This window comes from uncultured Gilvimarinus sp. (genome assembly GCF_963972205.1).
In the GTDB taxonomy this organism is placed as follows: Bacteria; Pseudomonadota; Gammaproteobacteria; order Pseudomonadales; family Cellvibrionaceae; genus Gilvimarinus; species Gilvimarinus japonicus.
Map to the genome: position 1 here is coordinate 887402 of NZ_CAXAUC010000001.1, position 21276 is coordinate 908677.

General features: G+C 53.8%; 25 protein-coding genes and 2 tRNA genes. 4 read left to right on the forward strand and 23 right to left on the reverse strand.

Annotation, left to right across the window (positions count from 1 at the left end; all coding sequences use genetic code 11):
- The 5 genes from AACY82_RS03865 to AACY82_RS03885 all read right to left on the reverse strand — a co-directional run bounded on the left by AACY82_RS03865 (nucleotide 1) and on the right by AACY82_RS03885 (nucleotide 2154).
- Nucleotides 1-468 (reverse strand): DUF2271 domain-containing protein, encoded by a 468-nt coding sequence (locus tag AACY82_RS03865; protein WP_339615444.1) that lies wholly within the window; start codon nucleotides 466-468, stop codon nucleotides 1-3.
- A gap of 39 nt (nucleotides 469-507) precedes the next feature.
- Nucleotides 508-1185 (reverse strand): PepSY-associated TM helix domain-containing protein, encoded by a 678-nt coding sequence (locus AACY82_RS03870; protein WP_339615445.1) that lies wholly within the window; start codon nucleotides 1183-1185, stop codon nucleotides 508-510.
- Nucleotides 1186-1273: 88 nt separating this feature from the next.
- Nucleotides 1274-1597, reverse strand: coding sequence for a TfoX/Sxy family protein (locus AACY82_RS03875; protein ID WP_339615446.1), 324 nt, complete (start codon nucleotides 1595-1597; stop codon nucleotides 1274-1276).
- 15 nt (nucleotides 1598-1612) lie between these two features.
- On the reverse strand, nucleotides 1613-1816 hold the full coding sequence (locus AACY82_RS03880; RefSeq protein ID WP_339615447.1) for a hypothetical protein: 204 nt from the start codon (nucleotides 1814-1816) through the stop codon (nucleotides 1613-1615).
- 110 nt (nucleotides 1817-1926) lie between these two features.
- On the reverse strand, nucleotides 1927-2154 hold the full coding sequence (locus AACY82_RS03885; protein ID WP_339615448.1) for a hypothetical protein: 228 nt from the start codon (nucleotides 2152-2154) through the stop codon (nucleotides 1927-1929).
- A 123-nt stretch (nucleotides 2155-2277) separates the two neighbouring features.
- Here AACY82_RS03885 and AACY82_RS03890 point away from each other — a divergent pair, with 123 nt between their 5' ends.
- The 3 genes from AACY82_RS03890 to AACY82_RS03900 are packed head-to-tail and all read left to right on the forward strand — an operon-like array spanning nucleotide 2278 to nucleotide 4297.
- Nucleotides 2278-3462, forward strand: coding sequence for an NnrS family protein (locus AACY82_RS03890; RefSeq protein ID WP_339615449.1), 1185 nt, complete (start codon nucleotides 2278-2280; stop codon nucleotides 3460-3462).
- A gap of 35 nt (nucleotides 3463-3497) precedes the next feature.
- Nucleotides 3498-3935, forward strand: a complete 438-nt coding sequence (locus AACY82_RS03895; protein ID WP_339615450.1) for an Rrf2 family transcriptional regulator — start codon at nucleotides 3498-3500, stop codon at nucleotides 3933-3935.
- Nucleotides 3932-4297 carry a SirB2 family protein gene (locus AACY82_RS03900; protein ID WP_339615451.1) on the forward strand — a complete coding sequence of 122 codons (366 nt, stop codon included), beginning with the start codon at nucleotides 3932-3934 and terminating at the stop codon, nucleotides 4295-4297. The genes AACY82_RS03895 and AACY82_RS03900 overlap by 4 nt, the downstream gene beginning before the upstream one ends.
- Nucleotides 4298-4358: 61 nt before the next feature.
- Here AACY82_RS03900 and AACY82_RS03905 read toward each other — a convergent pair whose 3' ends face one another.
- The 15 genes from AACY82_RS03905 to AACY82_RS03975 form a co-directional block, all read right to left on the reverse strand.
- A complete protein-coding gene (locus tag AACY82_RS03905; RefSeq protein ID WP_339615452.1) occupies nucleotides 4359-5114 on the reverse strand; it encodes a hypothetical protein in 756 nt (251 codons plus the stop codon).
- A gap of 6 nt (nucleotides 5115-5120) precedes the next feature.
- Nucleotides 5121-5546 carry a hypothetical protein gene (locus tag AACY82_RS03910; RefSeq protein WP_339615453.1) on the reverse strand — a complete coding sequence of 142 codons (426 nt, stop codon included), beginning with the start codon at nucleotides 5544-5546 and terminating at the stop codon, nucleotides 5121-5123.
- Nucleotides 5547-5932: 386 nt separating this feature from the next.
- Nucleotides 5933-6021 (reverse strand) — tRNA-Leu (locus AACY82_RS03915).
- A 104-nt stretch (nucleotides 6022-6125) separates the two neighbouring features.
- Nucleotides 6126-6199, reverse strand: a tRNA-Cys gene (locus AACY82_RS03920).
- A gap of 111 nt (nucleotides 6200-6310) precedes the next feature.
- On the reverse strand, nucleotides 6311-6868 hold the full coding sequence (pgsA, locus tag AACY82_RS03925) for a CDP-diacylglycerol--glycerol-3-phosphate 3-phosphatidyltransferase (protein ID WP_339615454.1): 558 nt from the start codon (nucleotides 6866-6868) through the stop codon (nucleotides 6311-6313).
- A 159-nt stretch (nucleotides 6869-7027) separates the two neighbouring features.
- Nucleotides 7028-8872, reverse strand: coding sequence for an excinuclease ABC subunit UvrC (gene uvrC / locus AACY82_RS03930; RefSeq protein WP_339615455.1), 1845 nt, complete (start codon nucleotides 8870-8872; stop codon nucleotides 7028-7030).
- Nucleotides 8873-8932: 60 nt separating this feature from the next.
- Nucleotides 8933-9583, reverse strand: a complete 651-nt coding sequence (locus AACY82_RS03935) for a response regulator (protein ID WP_339615456.1) — start codon at nucleotides 9581-9583, stop codon at nucleotides 8933-8935.
- A 145-nt stretch (nucleotides 9584-9728) separates the two neighbouring features.
- The gene (locus AACY82_RS03940) at nucleotides 9729-10343 is read right to left on the reverse strand and encodes an alpha-ketoglutarate-dependent dioxygenase AlkB (RefSeq protein WP_339615457.1); all 615 of its coding nucleotides are present in this window, start codon (nucleotides 10341-10343) and stop codon (nucleotides 9729-9731) included.
- A gap of 25 nt (nucleotides 10344-10368) precedes the next feature.
- Nucleotides 10369-11430 carry a UDP-N-acetylmuramate dehydrogenase gene (gene murB / locus AACY82_RS03945; protein WP_339615458.1) on the reverse strand — a complete coding sequence of 354 codons (1062 nt, stop codon included), beginning with the start codon at nucleotides 11428-11430 and terminating at the stop codon, nucleotides 10369-10371.
- Between the two features lie 2 nt (nucleotides 11431-11432).
- Nucleotides 11433-11918, reverse strand: coding sequence for a low molecular weight protein-tyrosine-phosphatase (locus tag AACY82_RS03950; RefSeq protein WP_339615459.1), 486 nt, complete (start codon nucleotides 11916-11918; stop codon nucleotides 11433-11435).
- Complete coding sequence (kdsB, locus tag AACY82_RS03955; protein WP_339615460.1) at nucleotides 11918-12685, reverse strand: 3-deoxy-manno-octulosonate cytidylyltransferase; 768 nt, start codon at nucleotides 12683-12685, stop codon at nucleotides 11918-11920. The genes AACY82_RS03950 and kdsB overlap by 1 nt, the downstream gene beginning before the upstream one ends.
- 7 nt (nucleotides 12686-12692) lie before the next feature.
- Nucleotides 12693-13712 (reverse strand): tetraacyldisaccharide 4'-kinase, encoded by a 1020-nt coding sequence (gene lpxK / locus AACY82_RS03960; RefSeq protein WP_339615461.1) that lies wholly within the window; start codon nucleotides 13710-13712, stop codon nucleotides 12693-12695.
- Nucleotide 13713: 1 nt separating this feature from the next.
- Nucleotides 13714-14136 carry a biopolymer transporter ExbD gene (locus tag AACY82_RS03965; RefSeq protein ID WP_339615462.1) on the reverse strand — a complete coding sequence of 141 codons (423 nt, stop codon included), beginning with the start codon at nucleotides 14134-14136 and terminating at the stop codon, nucleotides 13714-13716.
- Nucleotides 14137-14149: 13 nt separating this feature from the next.
- Nucleotides 14150-14779 carry a MotA/TolQ/ExbB proton channel family protein gene (locus AACY82_RS03970; protein WP_339615463.1) on the reverse strand — a complete coding sequence of 210 codons (630 nt, stop codon included), beginning with the start codon at nucleotides 14777-14779 and terminating at the stop codon, nucleotides 14150-14152.
- 154 nt (nucleotides 14780-14933) lie between these two features.
- A complete protein-coding gene (locus AACY82_RS03975; RefSeq protein ID WP_339615464.1) occupies nucleotides 14934-17318 on the reverse strand; it encodes a DNA internalization-related competence protein ComEC/Rec2 in 2385 nt (794 codons plus the stop codon).
- A gap of 163 nt (nucleotides 17319-17481) precedes the next feature.
- On the opposite strand from AACY82_RS03975, the gene AACY82_RS03980 reads away from it, so the two are divergent.
- Complete coding sequence (locus AACY82_RS03980) at nucleotides 17482-18009, forward strand: DUF2062 domain-containing protein (protein WP_339615465.1); 528 nt, start codon at nucleotides 17482-17484, stop codon at nucleotides 18007-18009.
- Between the two features lie 31 nt (nucleotides 18010-18040).
- Here AACY82_RS03980 and AACY82_RS03985 read toward each other — a convergent pair whose 3' ends face one another.
- Genes AACY82_RS03985 through AACY82_RS03995 form a run of 3 tightly spaced genes read right to left on the reverse strand, consistent with a single transcriptional unit; the run spans nucleotide 18041 to nucleotide 21216 of the window.
- The gene (locus AACY82_RS03985; protein ID WP_339615466.1) at nucleotides 18041-19276 is read right to left on the reverse strand and encodes a lipoprotein-releasing ABC transporter permease subunit; all 1236 of its coding nucleotides are present in this window, start codon (nucleotides 19274-19276) and stop codon (nucleotides 18041-18043) included.
- Entirely contained in the window at nucleotides 19269-19985 is a 717-nt protein-coding gene (gene lolD, locus AACY82_RS03990) for a lipoprotein-releasing ABC transporter ATP-binding protein LolD (RefSeq protein ID WP_339615467.1), read from the reverse strand. Before lolD ends, AACY82_RS03985 begins: the two co-directional genes overlap by 8 nt.
- The gene (locus AACY82_RS03995) at nucleotides 19978-21216 is read right to left on the reverse strand and encodes a lipoprotein-releasing ABC transporter permease subunit (RefSeq protein WP_339615468.1); all 1239 of its coding nucleotides are present in this window, start codon (nucleotides 21214-21216) and stop codon (nucleotides 19978-19980) included. The genes lolD and AACY82_RS03995 overlap by 8 nt, the downstream gene beginning before the upstream one ends.
- Nucleotides 21217-21276 lie beyond the last annotated feature (60 nt).

Consider the following 21276-nt stretch of genomic DNA (forward strand, 5'->3'; position numbering starts at 1 on the left):
TTATTTGGCAATGTTTGCGACAATAAGGCCAAGCTCTTTTGAGCCTTGCTTTTCAACTTTACCGCTGCGATTTGCCGGTAATGGCAAGCGTAAATGCTCGCGGCCGCCCACTTCGCGCACCGCCTCAACATTTAGGGTTAACTCGCCCTCGGGTAAGTCACCCTCCCAGCTAACGGTATAGGTACCGGGCTTTTTGGTCGCCCCCGAGACACCATCAATAGGCAGCTCAGTGTGCGCGCCACCACGACGCCACCAGCTGCGCATATCCCGCCACCACTTTTCCTTCTCGACCCAAACCGCCACATGCTCAACGATTTGGCGGCTGTCATCGCTGATCCATACCGCTACATAAGGTCGGTGGTACTCAGCGGTGTCCATCTCGGGAATGGCCAGCTCTACCGTTAACGTCTCGGCCTGGGCAAAACTTGCTGTCGCCATTAACGCCGCGACCCCTACCAACTTGCGCATATACGCTCCTTAAAAAGTTACGCCCGAAGCAGCCAGCCACTAAGGGACAAACACAACATAAATAACCATAGGTACCAACAACCCCAGCCCCACCAGTGGCCAGGTGCTGTTGCGCTTAGGTGCATAGAGCACCAGCAGCAACAGCCCAGTAATGGACATAAACACGCCTAGAATTGCCGAGACATCGATAAACAGTGACCACGCTGCGCCACTGTGCCGCCCCTTGTGCAAATCATTAATTAACGAGACCGAGCCGTCAGAGGTAGACTCAAACATCAGCTCGCCCAGCTCGACGTCATACACCACAGAGGCCACCCCACCCGGGCGGGGATAATCAAAAAACCACTCCACCTCATCGCGATCAATCTGACGCGGCACACCTAGGCCAAACTCTTTGTCAATCACGCCCAACAGCAATTGCAGTTGTTCGGTCTCTGTGATGCTTAACCAATCTGCGTGAGAACTCTCCGGCAAGGTCACAACGCGGCTAACAGTCTTTCGGTCTGCTTTAAACCAGTCCGGGTGGTTAAGGGTGACGCCGGTAATCGAAAAAAACAGCAGTGCAACTAAACCAATGGCCGAACTCGTCCAGTGAAGGGTCCGACTCCAGCGTGCCCACTGGCTTTTTTTGTTGGATTTTTTCTCAGCGGCTTTCTTGCTTGCGCTGCGCTTTGGATTATGTGCCCGTTTGTGTTCGGGCACCGATGCCACACTCACTCTTACCGCCCTAATGATATCCGCAAAGGCGCTAATGATAATAATTATTATTTTATTTAGCAAGCGCTACTGGCGCGCTCAAACAGATTTAAAATTTTGCCCGCAACGCCGCCGAGTAAGCCCAGCGAGCCCACTGCAATGCCTCATCCGGGTCATCGAAGATGGCCTCCGGCGCTTGACGATAAGATAGCCGCACCGCTCTGGTACCCTTTTGGTAACTAAATGCTTCACAGTCCAGCTCATCAAACCAGCGCGCGGTTTGCTCATCCGCCTTCAGATAAAGGGTGTCGTCCGCCACCAGCGCAAACATAAGCCCGTCGTGATACACACCAAAACCACCAAACATCCTGCGCGTGGTAATCACGCCAAAGGGCGCAAACACCTCGTGCAAAAACTCGACAAACTCGCTCATAATCCGCCTAAACCACTACTGAGCTTGCTCAAGCTGTTTGCGACGCGCCTGCTCGGCCTCTTTTAACGTGTTCTCGACGTCTTTAGCCTGCTCGAGTGCTTTGGCCTGACTATCGGTATAAGCTTCAAATGCACCTTTCTTTTCCGCTGCGGTACCATTGTCACTTTGCCCACAAGCGCTCAAACCCAGCACCAAACCAGCTATCACCCACTTGCTCATAATGCACTCCTCTCGAATAACGCGACCCCACTCAGGTCACCTGGTTTAACCTCATTAGTGGCAATCATAAACGATCAACGCACGTAACGGGCAACATAGCCTGCCGCGAGTTAGTCCACCGGACGCCCCATTTGCTTAAGTGCCGCCAAACGCAACACATAACCCAACTTAAACACCGCCGGAAACAAAATTAGCGCGATGTGTCCCGCCACCGTGACCGGCAAAGGCAACACTAATGCCTCGGGTGCGCCATACAGTAAATACACAATCACCAATGAAACCGCGCCACAAACCGCCATACTGCCATGAGCTGCGCTTAACAGAAGATCCGGTGCCATACTAACCTCCTCACGTTAATGTAACAGGGCAAAATAAAGATGCATTTAATATACATCTATTTTATAGTATATTAATCGAACACCTTCAAGTGTGTTTTTTAAACAAACTCCAAAAGGCGCCCCATGACATTAACTACTCGCCTGAAAACGCTATTGGCCTATCCATTCCGGCTGTTCTTTTTACTGACGGCACTGTACGCGGTGGCAATGCTCATTGGCTGGCTAGGCTTTTTACTTGGCGGATGGCCGCTACCGATCGGGTTTAGTCCGTTTAAGTGGCACAGTCACGAAATGCTGTACGGATTTGTCGGCGCGGCTATCGCAGGTTTTTTACTGACCGCCATCACCAACTGGACCGGGTGCCAGCCGCTGCGCGGCAAGGGACTCGCCCTGCTGGCAGCGGTTTGGCTGGCTGGCCGCGTCGCGTTCTGGAACTTACATCTGCTGCCGCCAACGTTGGTGGCACTGCTCGACCTTGCCTTCTGGGCCTTAATGCTGGCGTACGTAATGCGCGTGCTGATTGTCAGCCGCAACCTGCGCAATGTACCTATCGCCGGCGTTTTACTGCTGCTAAGCGCCGGCAACGGTTTAATGCACTGGGGCTTTATTACCGGCAATACCGGCTTGCTAAGACTGGGGCAAAGTTGGGGGCTGGATTTGGTCATGCTGTTAATGGCAATTATTGGTGGGCGCATTATCCCGGCGTTTAGCCGCAACTGGTTGGTTAAGCACGGCACTGGCGGTCAAACGATACAACAGCATCCTCGGCTAGATCAGGCTGGGCTCTTGGTCATTTTGCTCTTAATCATCGCCAGCACCGCGGGGCTCAACAGCGCGATTATTAGCGCGGTCGCCTTTACCGCTGCGGCGCTGCATACGGCTCGGCTTTATCTGTGGCGGGGCTGGCGCTGCACCCGCGAGCCTCTGCTGTGGGCGCTACACGTGGGCTACTTATGGCTAGTGCTCAGCCTTTGGCTGCGAGCGGCGACACCCTGGCTGGAGCTTCCCGCCAGCCTATGGCAACACACCCTCACGGTCGGCGGCATGGGCACCTTGATTCTTGCGGTGATGACGCGTGTCAGCCTGGGCCATACCGGTCGGCCGATGACCCTGCCCCGCGGCGGTGTCTGGATCTATGTGAGCATCAGTGGCGCCACCTTTCTGCGCCTGCTGGTCGCGGCCGGAATATTGCCCTTTAGTCTGGGCTTAACCGCAACCGCCAGTTTATGGGTTATCGCCTTTGGGCTATTTGTACTGCTCTACACACCCATATTAACAGCCCCTAGGCTCGACGGACGGCCCGGGTAACCGGCGCCCCCTACCACCCAACAAAAAGGTAACGCATGAGAATCACCCGCTATACCGACTACGCCCTGCGGGTTTTAATGTACTTAGCAGTGTGCGATCAACGAGCCACCATCGCCGATATCGCGGCGCGCTACGATATATCCAAAAACCACCTTATGAAGGTAGTGCAACAGCTCAACCAGCTAGGCTACCTTGACGCCACCCGAGGCAAAAACGGCGGCTTGCAGTTAAGCCGCCCAGCCGGCGAAATAAACCTGGGCGCGCTGGTGCGCGACACCGAACAAGATTTTGCCATAGTAGAGTGCTTTAACAGCGCTACCGATACCTGTACTCTAACCCCTGTGTGCCGCTTAAAAGGCATTTTTGCCGAGGCATTGGCGGCCTTTATAGCGGTACTAGACAACTACACCCTGGCCGACTTAACACCCAATAAAAAACACCACATCCAACTACTTAGGTTGCTAAATTTATGAGCTACATGGCCCTCAAACACTCCCACCTGATGTTCGTTGTACTCTCCATCGGATTATTTGCCTTGCGTTTTTTCGCCCGCGAAGCCGGCGCTCGCTTTATTCACGCTAAGTTTTTTAAAATCGCGCCTCACGTTATCGACACTTGCCTACTCCTCAGCGGCTTTGCCTTAATGTTTACCGTCGGCTATTCACTCTGGCCCATCAACTGGCTCAGCGTTAAATTACTGCTGGTTATCGCCTATATTGTCACCGGGGTTATTGCCATGAAATCCGTTAGCAAAGCTAAACGACGGGCGGCTGGTGCACTGGCCTTTGTGTGGATTTTGGGGATTTTACATTTGGCCATGAGCAAAGCGTTCTAAGCAAACTGGGATATAAAAAAGGCCCCAGGGTAACAACACCACTGGGGCCAAGAGGGTAAGACTATTCGCCAATGGCAATCGTGCTAATTAACTCTCTTGCCACTTTACGAGCCAACTCCAACTTAACCTCGTTCGAGGTGCTCCAACTCTGATTACAACTACCGCCACTCACATCGGGGCCTAATAGCTTATCGGCGTAGGTAAATTCCGGCACCTCCACACTCCGGCCGTAGCGAGCCTCGCGAGCGCTATAGCGATTTTGGGACCGCACAAAGTTTTCGACTTCAGCGGCGTTTGACACATAGTGACGCTGCCCCAACTCTACCGATACAGACTGCACCCCAGAGCTAAATTCATTGAGACTATGCTCACCGATCCAGGCAATCTCACCGGTTTTCACATGCACAAGTTTGGCATTCAAACTCGCCTCAATTACCGCACAGCTGATCTGATGCTTACTGGGCGAGCCTGTAAACTCATCGGCTATACCTGGATTATTGCGCACAAATGCTCGTATTTGATCGTCATGGCGCAAGTCCAGCATTAACTTCTTTTGTTTTTCCGTATCAAAAATATTGATCTGTAAGATGTAATCCGAGCGAATTTCTCCATCTTGCGCCGCACGGATAACTTCGGAAATATCTGTTAGCTCTTTTTCATCACCATTGCGGCTACGCCCTGCTGACGACATCTGCATTTGCGAACGAATGTCCCGCACTTGCTCAGCGTATCGTGTTGCCGACAAATCACCGCGATCAAATTTAGCTTTCAGCTCTTCTAGTACAGGTTTTACATCGGGCGAAACTGAGGAGCGCAAGCAGTCCTAATTACTTAAATCGCAACGAGACTCATCGCGCAGCTCACGCAACTTTGCCTCAAACTTTGAACGACTCAACACCCGAAAGCCATTGCGCATTAACTCTTTTTCGGTCTGCTGTTCCGCTTCATTAAAAAAGTCTTTAGTTTTAAAATCTTGGTTGTTAGTTTGCGAATCAGACTGATCTTCAAACAAACTTGCCGGCACGTTAATCACAACCGAACTGTTAGCGCTAACCGCATGAGAGCTTAGCTGCACAACATTATCGGCCAACTGACTATCGTCAAACACCTTCAGCTCCGCCTCGACAAAGCTATCCTCTGCCAAAGGCACGCTAGGCATTGTCAAAGGCGCCGCCAATTTTGGCTGACTCGCACAGCCGTACATCAAAACAGAAGCTGCTACGACAGCCAAGGTTGAACCTTTAATCATACTTTTCCCCAAAAATACTCTTGATTAGAACGGCTTATAAAAATTGCGTAATTTGTCGCCAACCACTACCAACCTGGCACAAACAGCTCGAGATGGTATTGCGTCACACATTTTTTCACTACCCTTAACATTGGGGGTGCACAGATTGCTCAGCCGAACCAAGTGCGCCACTGGCTAGACAAATCACAGGCACAACAAACCAGCCCTGGAGATACCCTAGAGAACTAAACAGATAACCTGACAATCAAAGCCATACCGGCAGACAGCCGGAGGCAGACCGATTTAACGGATAAGTACGCAGAATTAAAAGCGAGTAACAACACGGAAACCGGCTCAATCTTGGCCGATCTTGCGCAGCAGAGCAAACAACAAATGATAAAAGAAAATGGTGCCCGGAGCCGGAATTGAACCGGCACGATCATTTAAGATCGGCAGATTTTAAGTCTGCTGTGTCTACCAATTCCACCACCCGGGCATATCAGGAGGTATTTTTTTTATAGTAGAGATTGGTCCCTACTTCTTGCTATACCAGAGCTTGGCTTTGGCTCCACCCCATCAACACAACTGCTCGATGGAAAATGGAGGCGCGACCCGGAGTCGAACCGGGCTAGCTGGATTTGCAATCCAGAGCATAACCGCTTTGCTATCGCGCCGTTTTGAGGCCGGCATTCTAGCGTAAAAAACCAAAAAAACCTACTCTATTTCCACTTTTTGGAAACTTTTAATTCTGTAAACGATTGATCTGTAAACAGTTAGCGCGGTTTTTACTCGCCGTCGGTGCCGGTCCCGGCCATTAAGAAGGGCCAGGCGGCTTTTAAGTACAGAATCATCGACCATAAGGTTAAGGCCGCAGCTGCGACCACGGCGATATAACCGAGCCACAATAACGCGGGGATATTGGCGAGCAACACGATGATCGCCACCATCTGCAAGGTGGTTTTGATTTTACCTATGTAGGATACCGCGACACTGGCGCGCTGGCCCAGCTCGGCCATCCACTCGCGCAGGGCCGATATCACGATCTCGCGGCCGACAATCACGCAGGCGCAAACGGCAAACCAGGCGACGGGGTGCAGAGTAACCAGCAGCACGAGGGCGATAACCACCATCAGCTTGTCAGCCACGGGGTCTAAAAAAGCGCCCAGCTTGGTACTTTGATTGTATTTACGTGCCACATAGCCATCGGCCCAGTCGGTAATGGCGGCAACGCTAAAAATAATCGCGGCCGCGATATGAGCCCACTTATACGGCAGAAAAAACACCACAACGAATAAGGGAATAAGCCCAATACGAATAAGTGTGAGTTGATTGGCTAATGTCATAGGTGACTTCTTTTACAGCGTTTCGCGTCTAGCGGTAGGAGCGGCCGATTGGTGCCCCGTATAAGGTCATGATAATACACTACCCTTGCGGCCGCTGTAAGCGATCAGCGCGCTTTTGTGGCGAATAGACCTGGAGAGACCTATACACCTGTCGCGGCCTTAATCAGGGTGAAAATAACCGTAAATGTCTTCGGCCAGCTTGCGGCTTAGGCCGTTCACCCGCGCTAAATCATCCACGCTGGCGCGCTGAATGTCTTGCAGACCACCAAAATGGCGTAAAAGCTCACGGCGGCGGGTTGCCCCCACGCCGGGGATTCCCTCCAGCGACGACGTTTTGCGCTTTTTATCCCGACGATTTTTGTGGCCAGTGATGGCAAACCGGTGCGCCTCATCGCGGATGTGCTGAATTACATGCAGTGCGGGCGAGTCGCTACCCAGTACAATCTCTTTGCCGGTGCCGCTGTGATACAGGGTCTCAAAACCGGCCTTGCGGGTTGTCCCCTTGGCCACACCGATCAGCAGTACGTTATTGACGCCCAACTCGGCCATCACTTTTTCGGCCACACCCAGCTGCCCCTTGCCGCCATCAATAAACAAAATATCCGGCAGCTTGCCCTCACCTTTTTGCAATCGAGTATAGCGCCGAGTTAAGGCCTGCGACATGGCCGCATAGTCATCGCCGCCGGTAATGCCATCGATGTTAAAACGGCGATAATCGGACTTCGCCGGGCCTTCTTTATCAAACACCACGCACGAGGCGACTGTCAGCTCACCACTGGAGTGACTGATATCAAAGCACTCCATGCGACTGGGCATTTCATCCAGCCCTAAAACATCTTGTAGCGCCAGCAAGCGGTCGGTCACCGACTTGCGGCTATTGATGCGCGCGATAATATTTTGTTCGGCAGCTTGGCGCGCCATATCGACCCAACGGGCGCGATGGGTGCGCACTTTATGCGTTATGTGCACCCGCGCGCCGCGCGACTCCGCCAGGGCATTAATCAATAGCTCGCGCTCCAGAAGTTCGCAATCGGTGACAATAGCAGCGGGAATATCGCGGCTGCCACCCAAATAAAATTGCGGTAAAAATTCACTAAGCACATCTGCCTCGCTCTCGGCCAGGCCCAACTTGGGGTAATAACTGCGGCTGCCTAGAATGCGCCCTTGGCGAATAAACAGCACATGGACGCAAGCCGTCGCACTTTTCACCGCGGCGGCAATAATATCCATATCGCCACTGCTCTCTTCGACCGACTGCTGCGACTGCACCGTACGCAAAGCACTGATTTGATCGCGTACCTCGGCGGCGCGCTCGTACTCTTGCGCCAGTGCGGCTCGCTCCATCTCATCGGCCAGCTCACTCATTAGTTGGTCACTTTTTCCCAGCAAAAACATGCGGGTATGCTGCACATCGCGGGCGTAATCGTCCGGGCTAATAAGGTCCACACAGGGGCCGGTACAGCGATCAATTTGATACTGTAAACAGGGGCGCGAGCGGTTGCGGAACACACTGTCCTCACATTGGCGCACCTTGAAGGTTTTTTGCAAAAAGCTCAGGCTGTCTTTTACCGCGCCGACGTTAGGGTAAGGCCCGTAGTAATCGCCACGCTTCTTTTTGGCGCCGCGATGCACGCTAATACGCGGATACGGCTCGCCGGAAGACATAAACACATAGGGGTAGGATTTATCGTCGCGCAATAAGATATTGTAAGGCGGCCGATTCGCTTTGATCAGGTTTTGCTCAAGAATCAAGGCCTCGGTTTCACTGCCGGTGACCGTCACCTCGACTCGGGCAATGCGCGACACTAACGCCGCGGTTTTGGGCGATAAACCACTGGCCCGAAAATAACTGGACAGTCGCGATTTAAGATTTTTTGCTTTGCCAACGTACAAAATATCGCCAGCGCTATTGAACATTTGATACACGCCGGGCGCACGGGTCTGGCTCGCCAAAAAGCGTTTAGCATCAAAGGTGTTTGCGGATTCGGGGGGAGTGTCTGCCATGCAAGCTAGTATACCGTTACCTACACGTCGAAAAAACAGCAATAAGCCGCGCTGATCGGGCTATACCACCGCTTCGGGGTCGAGCAAATTATATTTGACCGCCAACAGCGCCAGCTCGACGTCAGAGTGAATACACAGTTTGTCGAATATCCGGTAGCGGTAGGTATTCACGGTTTTGGGGCTCACCGAAAAGGTTGTCGCAATATCCTGCGCCCGTCGGCCGCCAGCAATCATCATCGCGGTTTCCAGTTCGCGCTGGCTTAGGCGCTCAAAAGGCGAACTGTCCCGGTCACCGGCCACGTTGCGCAGCGCCAACTGCTGCGCAATAACACTGCTCATATACTGCCGACCGCGCACCACGGTATCAATCGCCGTGGTTATATCGCCAAAGCCGGTGCCTTTGGTCACGTAGCCCACCGCACCCGCCTGCAATAACCGAGCGGGGTATAGAGTATCGTCACAGGCGGTAACCGCGATGATTTTGACCGCAGGATTGGCGGCAAGCATTTTACGGGTAGCCTCAAGCCCACCAATACCAGGCATTTTTACATCCATCAGCACGACATCGGGCTTAAGTTTGCGCGCCAGACTAATGGCCTCCTCGCCGCTTTTCGCGTCGCCGGCAACGTGATAGCCCGGCACATCATCCAACATACGGACGATACCCATACGCACCAAATCGTGATCATCTACGACTAAAATACTGGTCACTTACCCCCCTTGATGTTGCCACCAAGTATCGGCCGCAAAGCCGCTTCTTGTTTTATTATCGGGCGAAATGATCTTTGCAAAAAATCTTTCAGCTTGCCGCCATAGTAGCAGAATTATTCTTATTTGCGATAGCGCGCGCTATTACTTACTTCCAAACGCGACGAAAGGTAAGATTAATACGCCGCCCGACTGCCCCCGAGACCTTGGGAAGCTGATGTTGCCAACAGCGCTGCAGGCGCCCAGCCATGATGAGCAAATCGCCATTTTGCAGCGTAACGCGCACCTGCCGCTGACTCTGCTTGTGACGCAACACAAAGTCTCGACCGGCACCTAAGCTGAGTGAGACAATTGTCGGGGTGGCACCCAACTCTCGCTCGTTATCGCTGTGCCAGGCGACACTGTCGCGCCCGTCTCGGTAGCAATTGGCTAAAACGCTGTTAAAGCGAGTATCGACCATGGACTCAAGCTCATCGCGCAAATTTTGCAGCGCCGCCGTCCAAGGTCGGGGGGTAAAGTGGGCACCGGAATAGCTGTAGCGACTGCCCGCATCGCCATACCATGCGTTAAGGCGCGGTATAGGCACAGGCTTCCCATACATCTGCAGGTGGGTTTGCTCCCACGCCAGCGACGTATCTAGCTCAGCAAACAATAACGTAGCTCGCTCGGGCGTTAACCAACCGGGGTACAAGATGGCACTGCCGTCTTCGCTGATCAGTGTCTGGGGTTGCTTACTGGCAAATAAATCCGGTTGCTGCGACATAACATTAAACTCGCGGCGTTAATACTTAGACTGAACCCATCTCAGGGTAAACACGGGGCTCTAACTCCAACCTGACGCCATAGCGCTCTTGCACCGACTGAGTAATTTTATCGGCCAGCGCCAGCACATTGGCCCCTGCGCCCCGCCCCGGATTGGTAATAACCAACGCCTGCTCGGCATGCACTGCCACATCGCCATCGTGATAGCCGCGCCAACCGGCGCGATCAATCAGCCAACCGGCGGCCAATTTTACCGTGCCATCGGCCTGCGGGTAGGCAATGATATCGGCAAATCGTTTGCGCAACCGGGCAAACTGAGCGGCATCGACAATAGGGTTTTTAAAAAAGCTGCCGGCATTGGGGGTGTCGGCGGGGTTGGGCAGTTTCTCTTGTCGCACGGCAATAACGGCGGCGGCCACTTGCTCGGGGGTAATGGGCGCCACATCAGCGATGTCACTATTTATAGGCGCCGCTAGTTGCAAGCGCTGCCGTAAGCTTGGGTACTCGAGCACCAGGTTAGCAGCGCGATCGAGCTTAAACGTCACGCTGGTGATGATGTACCTATCTTGCGCACTGTGTTTAAACACGCTATCGCGATAGGCAAAATTACAGCTCTCGGCGGTAAAAGTAACAGGCAAGCCCGAGCGAATATCAATGGCCGATAACTCGGTGACTCGGTCTTTCACCTCAACACCATAAGCGCCTATATTTTGTATCGGCGCGGCACCCACCGAGCCGGGTATTAACGAGAGGTTCTCAAGCCCGTAGCAGCCCATCACCAAGCAGTGCTGCACAAAATTGTGCCAGTTTTCACCGGCGGCCGCACGCACCCATACCGACGTCTCGTCTTCGTCCACCAACTCTATGCCGTGCAACTTTATATGCATCACAAGGCCTGGGTAATCGCCAGCCAACACGATATTGCTGCCGCCGCCGAGTGGCAATACCGGCAACTGGCGCTCGGCGGCAAAGCTCAGCGCCTCAAGTACCTCTTCACTGCTGGTGACTGCCACGTAAAACTGTGCACGGGCCGGAATCGCCAAGGTGTTAAGGCGCTGCAAATCAAACTCTGGCAGAAACAGCGCCACCGCTAACCTCGAGCCAAGTGACGCTTTTGGATATCCTCCAGCAAGCCGGTGGCCGCCTGCTCCACTAAATCGAGCACATGAGCAAAGCCTTTGGCACCGCCATAGTAAGGGTCTGGCACTTCGTGCTCGGCGGTATTAGCCGCAAAATCCAAATACAAACAGCAGCGACCAGCAAAATCATTAGGCCGAAAGCTGTTGAGGTCGACCAGATTGGCATCATCCATGGCCACAATATAGTCAAACTCAGTAAAGTCGGCGCCAGTCACTTGGCGGGCACGCAAGCTGCTAATATCAATACCGCGCTCAGCGGCGGCCGCTATCGCGCGATCATCCGGCGCCTTACCCACGTGCCAGCCCGCGGTGCCGGCCGAGTCTGTTAAAACCACATCCTCTAACCCTTGCGCTTTAAGGCGCGCTTTAAACAGGCCTTCGGCGGTGGGCGAGCGGCAAATATTACCCAAGCACACAAACAACACTTTGACAGTCATTAACTTTGCTCCTGTAGCTGCGCCCTAACCCGAGCCAAGTCGGCATCGGTATCGACACCTCCGGGAACCTTACAACAGGCCTCGGCTAAATGAATTCGCTCGCCATAGGCCATGACTCGCAGCTGCTCAAGAGACTCAGTTTGCTCGATCAACGCCGGCGCCCACCGTACAAAACGCTTGAGCAAAGATACCCGGTAAGCGTAAATACCAATATGCCGACGCGCAGGAAAATCATCCGGCACCGCCTGCTCACTTAACACGTCGGCATTGTCGCGCGGCCACGGAATGGGCGCGCGGGAAAAATACAGCGCGAGCTGATTATGATCATAAACCGTTTTAACCGCATTCGGGTCGCGAAACTCTCGGTAGCTGGCAAGTGGCTCACACAGTGTTGCCACGCAGGCGGTATCGCAGGCAGCCAAATTAGCCGCCACCTGGTTGATCACTTCAGGGGGAATCAGAGGCTCATCGCCTTGAACGTTGACGATAATATCATCGTCGCTCATGTGCTCTAGCGCCGCGACCTCTTGCAAACGATCGGTGCCCGACACGTGATCGGCGCGAGTCAAACATACATCGCCGCCAAACTGTTTAACCACTTGAGCAATACGCTGGTCGTCAGTGGCGACAATAACGCGGCTCGCGTCACTTTGGCTCGCGCGGCGATAAACGTGCTCGATCATTGGCCTACCGGCAATATCGGCCAATGGCTTGCCCGGCAAACGGGTCGAGGCATAACGGGCGGGAATAACAACTGTAAAGCTCATGATGTGTTTACTCGTAGGGCAGTAACGCGTCGAGCGCGTGCTCAAACTCAGGCCAAAAGCGTTTTTCTAGTACCGCATCGACCTCTAAGGCCAACCACTCGGGCTCGGCAAAGCTCTGACACTTCACCGCATCTTTACTCGTCATCACTACCGGTAGCGTTTGACGAAACTGAAAGTTCTCGCGGGTAAAAATATGGTGATCGCGATAAATATGACACTCTGGTGTCAGCCCCAACTTACCTAGCGTGGCAAAAAAACGATCGGGGTTACCAATACCGGCCACCGCGTGCACATGGGCGCCGGAGGCCAAATAATCCAGTGGCAGTCGCGTTAAATCTTTTACTTTAAACCAGTGTTTAGGTTGCAGGCGCATGTTGTAATAACCGCGCTCGTAGGTCACATCGGACTCTAAAGAGGTCTGATTTACCACCACAAAATCAACCTTTTTTAAACGCGAGCGAGGCTCACGCAGAGGTCCGACCGGCAAACAATGGCCATTGCCAAAGCCGCGCGCGGCATCAACTACCGCGATTTCTAAAGCGCGCCCTAAGCGGTAATGCTGTAAGCCATCGTCGCTTAATAAAACATCGCAACCGGCACTTTTTAAAATGCGTGCAGCCGCTACACGATCGGCATCGATGCATACTGCACAACCGGTGGCGCGCCAAATGCTTAGGGGCTCATCGCCGGCCTCTTTGGCACTGGATGATTCCGACAGCACATAAGGGTACTGCGGCGCCGCCGAGCCATAGCCACGGCTGATAACGCCGACTTTTAAACCGCGCGCTTGCAAACGGTTTACCAAAGCAATAATCAGGGGGGTTTTACCGGTGCCGCCAACGCTAATATTACCCACCACAATTACCGGTAAGCCAACACGTTTTTGTTGCCAGCGCACAAGAATCAAACGCCGCGCAGCAGCAAAAAAACGAAACAACCCCTCAAGCGGTAACAGCGCGTAGACCCAACGCTTTTTACCATACCAAGCGGCCAACCATTTTACCTCGCGATCGGAGCCGTGGCTCATGTTATTGCTCTTGCTCTGGGTGGCGGGTCGTTATGCTCATATTCACAAACCCAAGCTGACCGGCACTGTCCATCGCGCGCACCACAGACTCATGAGGCGCCTTGGCATCGGCGGTAATAATTAACGCTTGCGAGGTGTCTCCGCCGCCCATTTCAGTTAAGGCCGAGCGCAATGTGGCGGCCTTACTGTTGACCAAGCTTTGACCGTTTACCGCGTACTCACCAGCGGCATTAATAATAATTTCGAGCGGGTCTTCGGCGTTGTTGGCCGCCTCACCCACGGCCTCTGGCAGGTCAATTTCTAAATGCGTTTCTTTGGTAAAGGTGGTAGACACCATAAAAAAGATAAGCAACAAAAACACCACATCAATCAGCGGTGTTAAATTAATGCTATCTTCTTCGCGGGGTTGACGACGAAATTGCACAGGCGGCCTCCGCTTACTTCTTCACTTTCACATCGACCCGACGATCGCTGTGCAGAGCATCAACCAACTTAATAGCCTCTTCTTCCATGGTTACCACTAAGGTATCGATTCGGCGCTGGAAAAAACGGTGAAAAATCATCGCCGGAATCGCCACACACAAACCCGCAGCGGTGGTAATAAGTGCCTGTGAAATACCGCCCGCCAAAACGCCGGCGTTACCTGTGCCCTTAATCATAATCGCGTTAAACACTTCGATCATACCGAATACAGTACCCAACAAACCCAGCAATGGCGTAATCGCGGCGATCGTTCCCAGCACACCAATAAAACGCTCCATCTCGTGGATGACTTTATTGGCCGCCTCCTGAATACTGTCTTTCATGGTTTCGCGGCCGCTGCGTGAATTGCTAAGGCCCGCCGATAAAATCTCACCGAGCGGTGAAGACTGTTTTAACTCTTTCAGTTTAGCCGCATCCAGCTGGTTATTTTTAATCCAACCCCACACTTGAGCCAACAAGTGGCGCGGTGCAATTTTAGCGGGATTGAGACTCCAGTAACGCTCAGCACTAATCGCCAGCACGGCAATCGAACAAAGAACAAGCGGCAGCATTAACCAGCCGCCGGCGGCGATAACTTCAAACACGGGTGGATTCCTCTTGTGCAGGCCTCTACTGATGCCTATTTTTTATGGTGCCTATTCTAGGATTAAAGCGGCTGTTAAAAACGCTGTACACTACCACAGATGCAGGCGTTAGGGTTAACCTGGTTAAGCGAATGTGACCTGTGCCATTTTCATTTTAATCGCGCCAGGGCCGCGGCGCTAGCTGGCGCTGGGTATGGCTGCGCAGCGCACCATCGGCATCAATGTAAAAACCAACGGCACCATCGACTGCCGTGTTAAAAATACGGCTACCCACTTTTTGATAGCGCTCAACCACTTGAGGGTGCGGATGTCCGTGGCGGTTATTAAAACCGGCACTAAACACAACGTTATCCGGCGCGAGTGCGGTGACAAACGCCGCACTGGACGAGGTTTTACTGCCGTGATGCGGGGCCAACAAAACATCAATTTGAGACACGCCATAAGCGGTCAATGCGGCCACCACATCAGCCTCTAACGGCCGTTCGATATCACCGGTTAACAGCCAGCGCTGGTCTTGATACTCGAGCAACAACACGCAAGAGGCACTGTTACCATGACTATTGCGCTGACCGGGCAACGTTAAAAAACGAAACGTTACCTGGTGCCAGCGCCAGTGAAGAGCATCGAACTCACTGCCCGCACTAACGTCACTGGCGCGCCGGGGGTGACAAGAGCGCGCCCGCGGTGCATCTTCGAGCGCTAAAGCCGGCAAAGGTTCACCTAGGTAGATATTGTCGCTGGGCAGCACACTCAACAGCCCCGCGGCGCCACCTGCGTGATCGGCGTGAGCGTGCGACACCACCAAGGCGTCTAGCCGATTTGCACCACGCCCGTCTATTCCTTGCTGACGCAAAAAAGGCGCAATGATATCTGCGCCCGCATCAAAACTATCACTGTAACGGGGGCCGGCGTCGTACACTAAACTGTGCTCGTGCGTCTGAATCACTACCGCCAAGCCCTGCCCTACATCCATCACCGTCATGGCCAAGCGTGGCGCGGCGGGCCTGGGCACCCAAAGCGCCAACAGTACCAGCAGCACCCCTGTGGCGCGCAACCTAAAGGCCTTGGGCAGTAGTAACAGCAGCGCGCCCAAAGCAATTAACAACAAGGCGATTAATCGCGGCTGCCAATCGACACTGATCGGCCAGCCATAATCGCCCTCAAGCCGCGCCAATAGCTGCAGCCACCACCAAAAAACATCCAGCGCTCGATCTGCCAGCCACAACAAGCCACCTGCGACCGTGTCGTTAAGCCAACTACCGAGGGCGGCGGCAAACAGTAACGGCACAACCAAAAGGCTTACCAGTGGTATCGCCAGCAGATTTGCCACTGGCGAGACCAGCGATACCTGACCAAAGAAGGCACCCAAAGGCACCAGCAGCGCCAGAAACACCACCAACTGCGGCAACCACAGCGACTGCCAGCGACGTGCGGGACTAAGCAGGCCATCGTATACCAGCACCAATGACGCCACCGCGACAAATGACAACCAAAAACCAGCATCGCGCACACTTAAAGGGTCGAGAGTGCACACCAGCAACGCGGCCGCCGCTAAAATCAGCCCACCTCCGCTATGACGCGCCAACACGCGCGAGGCATACAACAGTAACAACATTGCCAGCGCCCGCTGGGTGGGCAAACTAAAACCTGCCAGCGCACTGTACCCCCACGCCGCAAAAGCGGCCCCGGCAAAACCCACAAGCTGTGCCCGCCAAGGTATAAACGGCGCCAATAATTTACCCGCGGCCAGCGCCAGCAAGTAACCCAGGGTGGCCGCCAAACCAATATGCAACCCCGATATGGCAATCAAATGGCTGGTACCAGTGGCCTGTAGCAGTTGGCGCTGCGTATCGCTCAACTCGCCTCGCTCCCCCAGCAAAAGCGCCCCCAGCAAACCGTGGTTAACCGGTTCTTGCCGCGCCAACCAAGCACTTAAGGTTGCGCGCACGCCCGCCGGCACCCCCTGTGTCAGCCGTCGATTGCCTGCCTCCGTCCGCACATACCCAACCGCACCCACACCCCATCGCAGCTGCCACAGCTTGTAATCAAACCCGGCGGGATTCACAAAGCTACGAGGGCGCTTGAGGCGCACGGTAAGGGCTACCCGATCACCTGCCGCCAGGGTTTGCACCCACCCTGGCGCGCGATACCAGCTCACCTGTAGGCGCCGAGGCAAGGAAACCAACTGCCCCTTCAAGCTCCCCGTGTGAGGTGCCAGCAACATCCTCACGCGCCTTTCACTGTGCTGAACCGGCGCGTCGACAACCCCAGTCACCAGAATATCCTCACCCTCGAGTGTGGCATTGAGCTGATTGGCCACTAGCGAATGCAGACTCCAACTGCCCCAACCAAAACCCACGAGAAATAACAACGCAATAGACAGAGCGCTAGAAACCCTCCTATAAGCGCGGCGTTTTACGAGCAACCAAGCGCTCAAAAACATCGTCACCGACGCGACCACTGCCGGCAAAGGCAGCAGCTGAGGTAAAAAACTGGGGAGTGTTACGCCGGCGAGCAGCGCCAAGAGTGTGCGGTACATATCATCCCTGTAGAGTGTTCGTCCTTGCTTTGTCCGGTGGTTATCTGCCAGTGTAGCAGCCTACATCGCTCGCGATTTAGCTTACGGCACGTTAAGCGTGGTTATATCGCGCTTTTGTGGGCATAATGTGCCCTTTCTTTATAGTCGTAGTGTGACCAACCAGATGGCGCGTAAGATAATCAGACGTTTTTTGCCCGACGCCACCACGGTAAAGGACAAGCCAGCCCTACAGTTTTTGGGTGATTTACTGCACGACCCCAACCTGTTTCATCTAAACCGGCACTCGGTGTCGCTGGCTTTTTTCTTTGGGATTTTTCTCGCTTTTTTGCCCTTGCCCGGGCAAATGGCGCTTGCTGCGCTATGCGCGCTCTGGGTGCGCTGCAATCTGCCCATCACCATGACATTGGTGTGGATTACGAACCCGTTAACCATTTCACCCATCTTTTTTGCCACCTACCAGCTGGGCCGCTGGATTTTAGAGTCGCCTAAGGTCACCGCCCCCACCGAGCTGTCGTGGGCTTGGCTCGCCGAAGAGTTCGCTTTAGTGTGGAAGCCGCTATTGCTGGGCTCAGTACTGACAGGTTTTGTATTTGGTGGGCTGGGTTATATCACTATGCAGCTTTTTTGGCGCTGGCACGTCACACGCAGCTGGAACAAACGCCGCAAAGAGCGCTTAAACCGGTCCCAATAACCCTCGCCTTTTTATCGTTCTGAATGCCGTGTTACTCGTGCCGCAATGCCTCGGCCGGCAAGATTCTGGCCGCGCGCCAGGCCGGGTAAACACTTGCAATAAAGCTCAACACCAACGCTGCACCGGCAATATAAGCCACATCACTTAAGAGTAACTCAGAGGGAAGATAGCTGACCGGGTAAACGTCCGAGTGTAAAAATTGAAACCCCGTTAAACGCTCGAGACCGGCCACGGCCGAGGTTACCGTATAGGAAAAAATAACCCCTAAAATAACCCCGATAAAGGTTCCGGTGACGCCAATATAGCCACCTTGCACCAAGAAGATTCCGATAATATCCGCGCTACTCGCCCCTTGCGTGCGCAAAATGGCAATGTCGGCCTCTTTATCGACGACCACCATAATCAAGGTGGTCACTAAATTAAACGCCGCAATCCCAATCAATAGAATCAGCAAGAGCCCAACCAACTTTTTCGACATATGTATCGCTTGATACAAATTGCCGTGGCTGCGCGTCCAATCCCGACCGTAAACGGATGCGGGTAAATTCGCGGTGATTTCGTACATAGTAGTCGGTGCGCGAAATAAATCGTGCAGCTTTAAACGCACACCACTGACGCTGCCTGGGTAAGCCGTGAGCTTGGACGCAGCACTCATATTCATCAGCGCCAGATTATTATCGATCTCAGTGCCTGTGACCAATATATCAACCACCTCCAGCGCCCAGACACTAGGGCTGTCGCGCCCGGCACCGGCACGTGGAATCACCAGGGTTAAACGATCGCCCACCTCAGTGCCGATACTTTTAGCTAAAGTGCTGCCCAGCACCACCGCGTGGGCATTATCACCAAGTTCATTCAAGCGATGGTGCGTTAAGTACTGGTCGACTCCCGATGCTTTTACTTCAAGCTCCGGCACAATACCAAACAGCCCTACCGGGGCCACCTCTTTACCTTTTGCCAACAGGCCTTGCAGGCTAACAAAAGGGGCCGCGGCGATCACCTCCGGGTGCTGTAATGCTTGCGCCATAACCGCACCCGGATCGCGAATACCCTCGCGACTGTAGAGCGTGCCCTGGGGCATCACCTGTAAAATCCGCTCGCGCAATTCGCGGTCAAAACCGTTCATAATCGCCATAACCAAGATCAACAAGGCCACCGAGATCACCAAGCCAATCACCGACATTCGCGATATAAAACTGACCAGATGACTACCTTGGCGCGCTGTGGCGTAACGCCGACCCAGCGTCAAGGTAAAGCGATTAAACACCGGCAGACTCCTGACGCGCCAGCTCGGTTAATTGCCCCTCGGCTAACTGCAGCGTGCGATCCATTTTACCGGCGAGCGTTAAATCGTGGGTCACCACCACAAAGCTGGTGCCAATACGGGTATTTAAATCGAGCATTAGCGCTTGAATGTCGGCCGCCGAGTGGGAGTCCAAATTACCGGTCGGCTCGTCCATCAAAACACAGGCGGGCTCGGTGACCAATGCACGGGCAATGGCCACCCGCTGACGTTCACCGCCCGACAACTCTGGGGGTTTGTGGCTGGTGCGTGCTGCCAACCCCACCTGCGCGAGCATATCGCTGGCGCGGGCATTGGCCGTTACACTATCGAGGCCGCCAATCAGTAGCGGCATGGCGACGTTTTCTAGCGCGGTAAACTCGGCCAACAAATGATGAAATTGATAGACAAACCCTAGGGAGCGGTTGCGCAATTTACCCCGGGCATCGGCACCCAAAGCTGACAGCGCCTGCCCGGCGACCACAACCTCGCCCGAGTCGGGCAAATCCAACCCGCCCAGAATATTCAGTAAAGTCGACTTACCTGAGCCCGATGCACCAATCACCGCAACTCGCTCGCCAGACAATACCTCAAGCTCGATATCGCGCAATACACTGACCGCTTGCGGCCCCTGGGTGTAGGCTTTGTTAACGGCATGACACTGCAATACAGCGGCAGAAGTTAGATCACTCATAACGCAGGGCCTCGGCCGGTTGGATTCGTCCTGCCCGCCACGCGGGGTAAAGGGTTGCCAGCAAACTGAGCAGCAACGCCAGAGAACAGATTGTCAGTACATCGCCCCACTGTAACTGCGAGGGTAAATGGCTGATAAAATACACGTTTGCATCAAACACTTGCCGCCCTGTCAGCGATTCAAAAAAGGCAACCACCGGGCTGATATAAAGCGCTAATAGCACCCCGCCAATAGTGCCAACGGCGGTGCCAATCACCCCAACACCGCAGCCTTGCACCATAAAAATTCCCATAATCTGACGCGCATTCAAGCCAAGTGTGCGCAGCACCGCGATGTCCGAGCGTTTATCGGCCACCATCAGCACCAAGCTTGAAACAATATTGAATGCCGCCACCGCTATAATAATACTCAGCAACACGCCTATAACAATTTTTTCCATTTTTACCGCTTGAAACAAACTGCCTTGGGTTTGGCTCCAATCGCGAAACTGGTAATCGTTGCCCAAGGATTGCCGCAACCGGCTGGTAATGGCGCCGGCCTTATAGATATCGGTAAATTTTAACTGCAACCCCATGGGGCCCGAATTGCGGTAAAGTTTCTCGGCATCGGCAATATGGATAAGCGCTAACTCTTGATCCACCGGCGCGTTAACTTCAAACACACCGACCACGGTAAAACGTTTAACGCGGGGGTAAACACCGGCGGGGGTAATCGATATCTCAGGAAGCGTTAAGGTCAGCTTATCGCCCGTCACAACACGCAACTGACGCGCTAACACTGCCCCCAGAACAATACCGAATTGGCCGCTTTGCAAATCAGATAACTCTCCGATCAACATATTGTCAGCCACCTCAGAGACCTCGCCCTGTAGCTGCGGATCAACCCCGGACACCTGCACCCCTTGCACCTGTGAGTGATACCCCGCCAATGCAAAACCCTCAACAAAGGGGGCGGCGGCGACAATGTCTGTATCGGTTAACAGCTGAGTGCGCAATTGTTGCCAGTTATCCATGGCCGGCTCTTGCATGACAAAGCCGTGGGGAATTACCCGTAACAAACGTTGCTTCATCTCTCGATCAAAGCCATTCATCACCGACATAACCACAATCAGGGCCATCACACCCAGCGCCATGCCCAGCAGCGAAAAGCCACTGACAAAAGAGATAAATTGATTGCGGCGTTTAGCGCGGATATACCGCAAACCAATGGCCAAAGGGATGTTTTTTAGCATGTGCGCATTTAACCCCAATGCCCCAAGGACTACAAGAGCGGCGACACCGGGAACACACTC

Bases quoted from the DNA above. Each gene is read 5' to 3' on its own strand.
- pgsA (WP_339615454.1), bottom strand. From the start codon at position 6,868: ATGACATTAGCCAATCAACTCACACTTATTCGTATTGGGCTTATTCCC.
- AACY82_RS03940 (WP_339615457.1), bottom strand. From the start codon at position 10,343: ATGTCGCAGCAACCGGATTTATTTGCCAGTAAGCAACCCCAGACACTG.
- AACY82_RS03900 (WP_339615451.1), top strand. From the start codon at position 3,932: ATGAGCTACATGGCCCTCAAACACTCCCACCTGATGTTCGTTGTACTC.
- AACY82_RS03885 (WP_339615448.1), bottom strand. From the start codon at position 2,154: ATGGCACCGGATCTTCTGTTAAGCGCAGCTCATGGCAGTATGGCGGTT.
- AACY82_RS03995 (WP_339615468.1), bottom strand. From the start codon at position 21,216: ATGCTAAAAAACATCCCTTTGGCCATTGGTTTGCGGTATATCCGCGCT.
- AACY82_RS03890 (WP_339615449.1), top strand. From the start codon at position 2,278: ATGACATTAACTACTCGCCTGAAAACGCTATTGGCCTATCCATTCCGG.
- AACY82_RS03875 (WP_339615446.1), bottom strand. From the start codon at position 1,597: ATGAGCGAGTTTGTCGAGTTTTTGCACGAGGTGTTTGCGCCCTTTGGC.
- AACY82_RS03910 (WP_339615453.1), bottom strand. From the start codon at position 5,546: ATGATTAAAGGTTCAACCTTGGCTGTCGTAGCAGCTTCTGTTTTGATG.
- kdsB (WP_339615460.1), bottom strand. From the start codon at position 12,685: ATGAGCTTTACAGTTGTTATTCCCGCCCGTTATGCCTCGACCCGTTTG.
- AACY82_RS03950 (WP_339615459.1), bottom strand. From the start codon at position 11,918: ATGACTGTCAAAGTGTTGTTTGTGTGCTTGGGTAATATTTGCCGCTCG.
- AACY82_RS03865 (WP_339615444.1), bottom strand. From the start codon at position 468: ATGCGCAAGTTGGTAGGGGTCGCGGCGTTAATGGCGACAGCAAGTTTT.
- uvrC (WP_339615455.1), bottom strand. From the start codon at position 8,872: ATGGCAGACACTCCCCCCGAATCCGCAAACACCTTTGATGCTAAACGC.
- lolD (WP_339615467.1), bottom strand. From the start codon at position 19,985: ATGAGTGATCTAACTTCTGCCGCTGTATTGCAGTGTCATGCCGTTAAC.
- AACY82_RS03895 (WP_339615450.1), top strand. From the start codon at position 3,498: ATGAGAATCACCCGCTATACCGACTACGCCCTGCGGGTTTTAATGTAC.
- lpxK (WP_339615461.1), bottom strand. From the start codon at position 13,712: ATGAGCCACGGCTCCGATCGCGAGGTAAAATGGTTGGCCGCTTGGTAT.
- AACY82_RS03975 (WP_339615464.1), bottom strand. From the start codon at position 17,318: ATGTACCGCACACTCTTGGCGCTGCTCGCCGGCGTAACACTCCCCAGT.
- AACY82_RS03880 (WP_339615447.1), bottom strand. From the start codon at position 1,816: ATGAGCAAGTGGGTGATAGCTGGTTTGGTGCTGGGTTTGAGCGCTTGT.
- AACY82_RS03980 (WP_339615465.1), top strand. From the start codon at position 17,482: ATGGCGCGTAAGATAATCAGACGTTTTTTGCCCGACGCCACCACGGTA.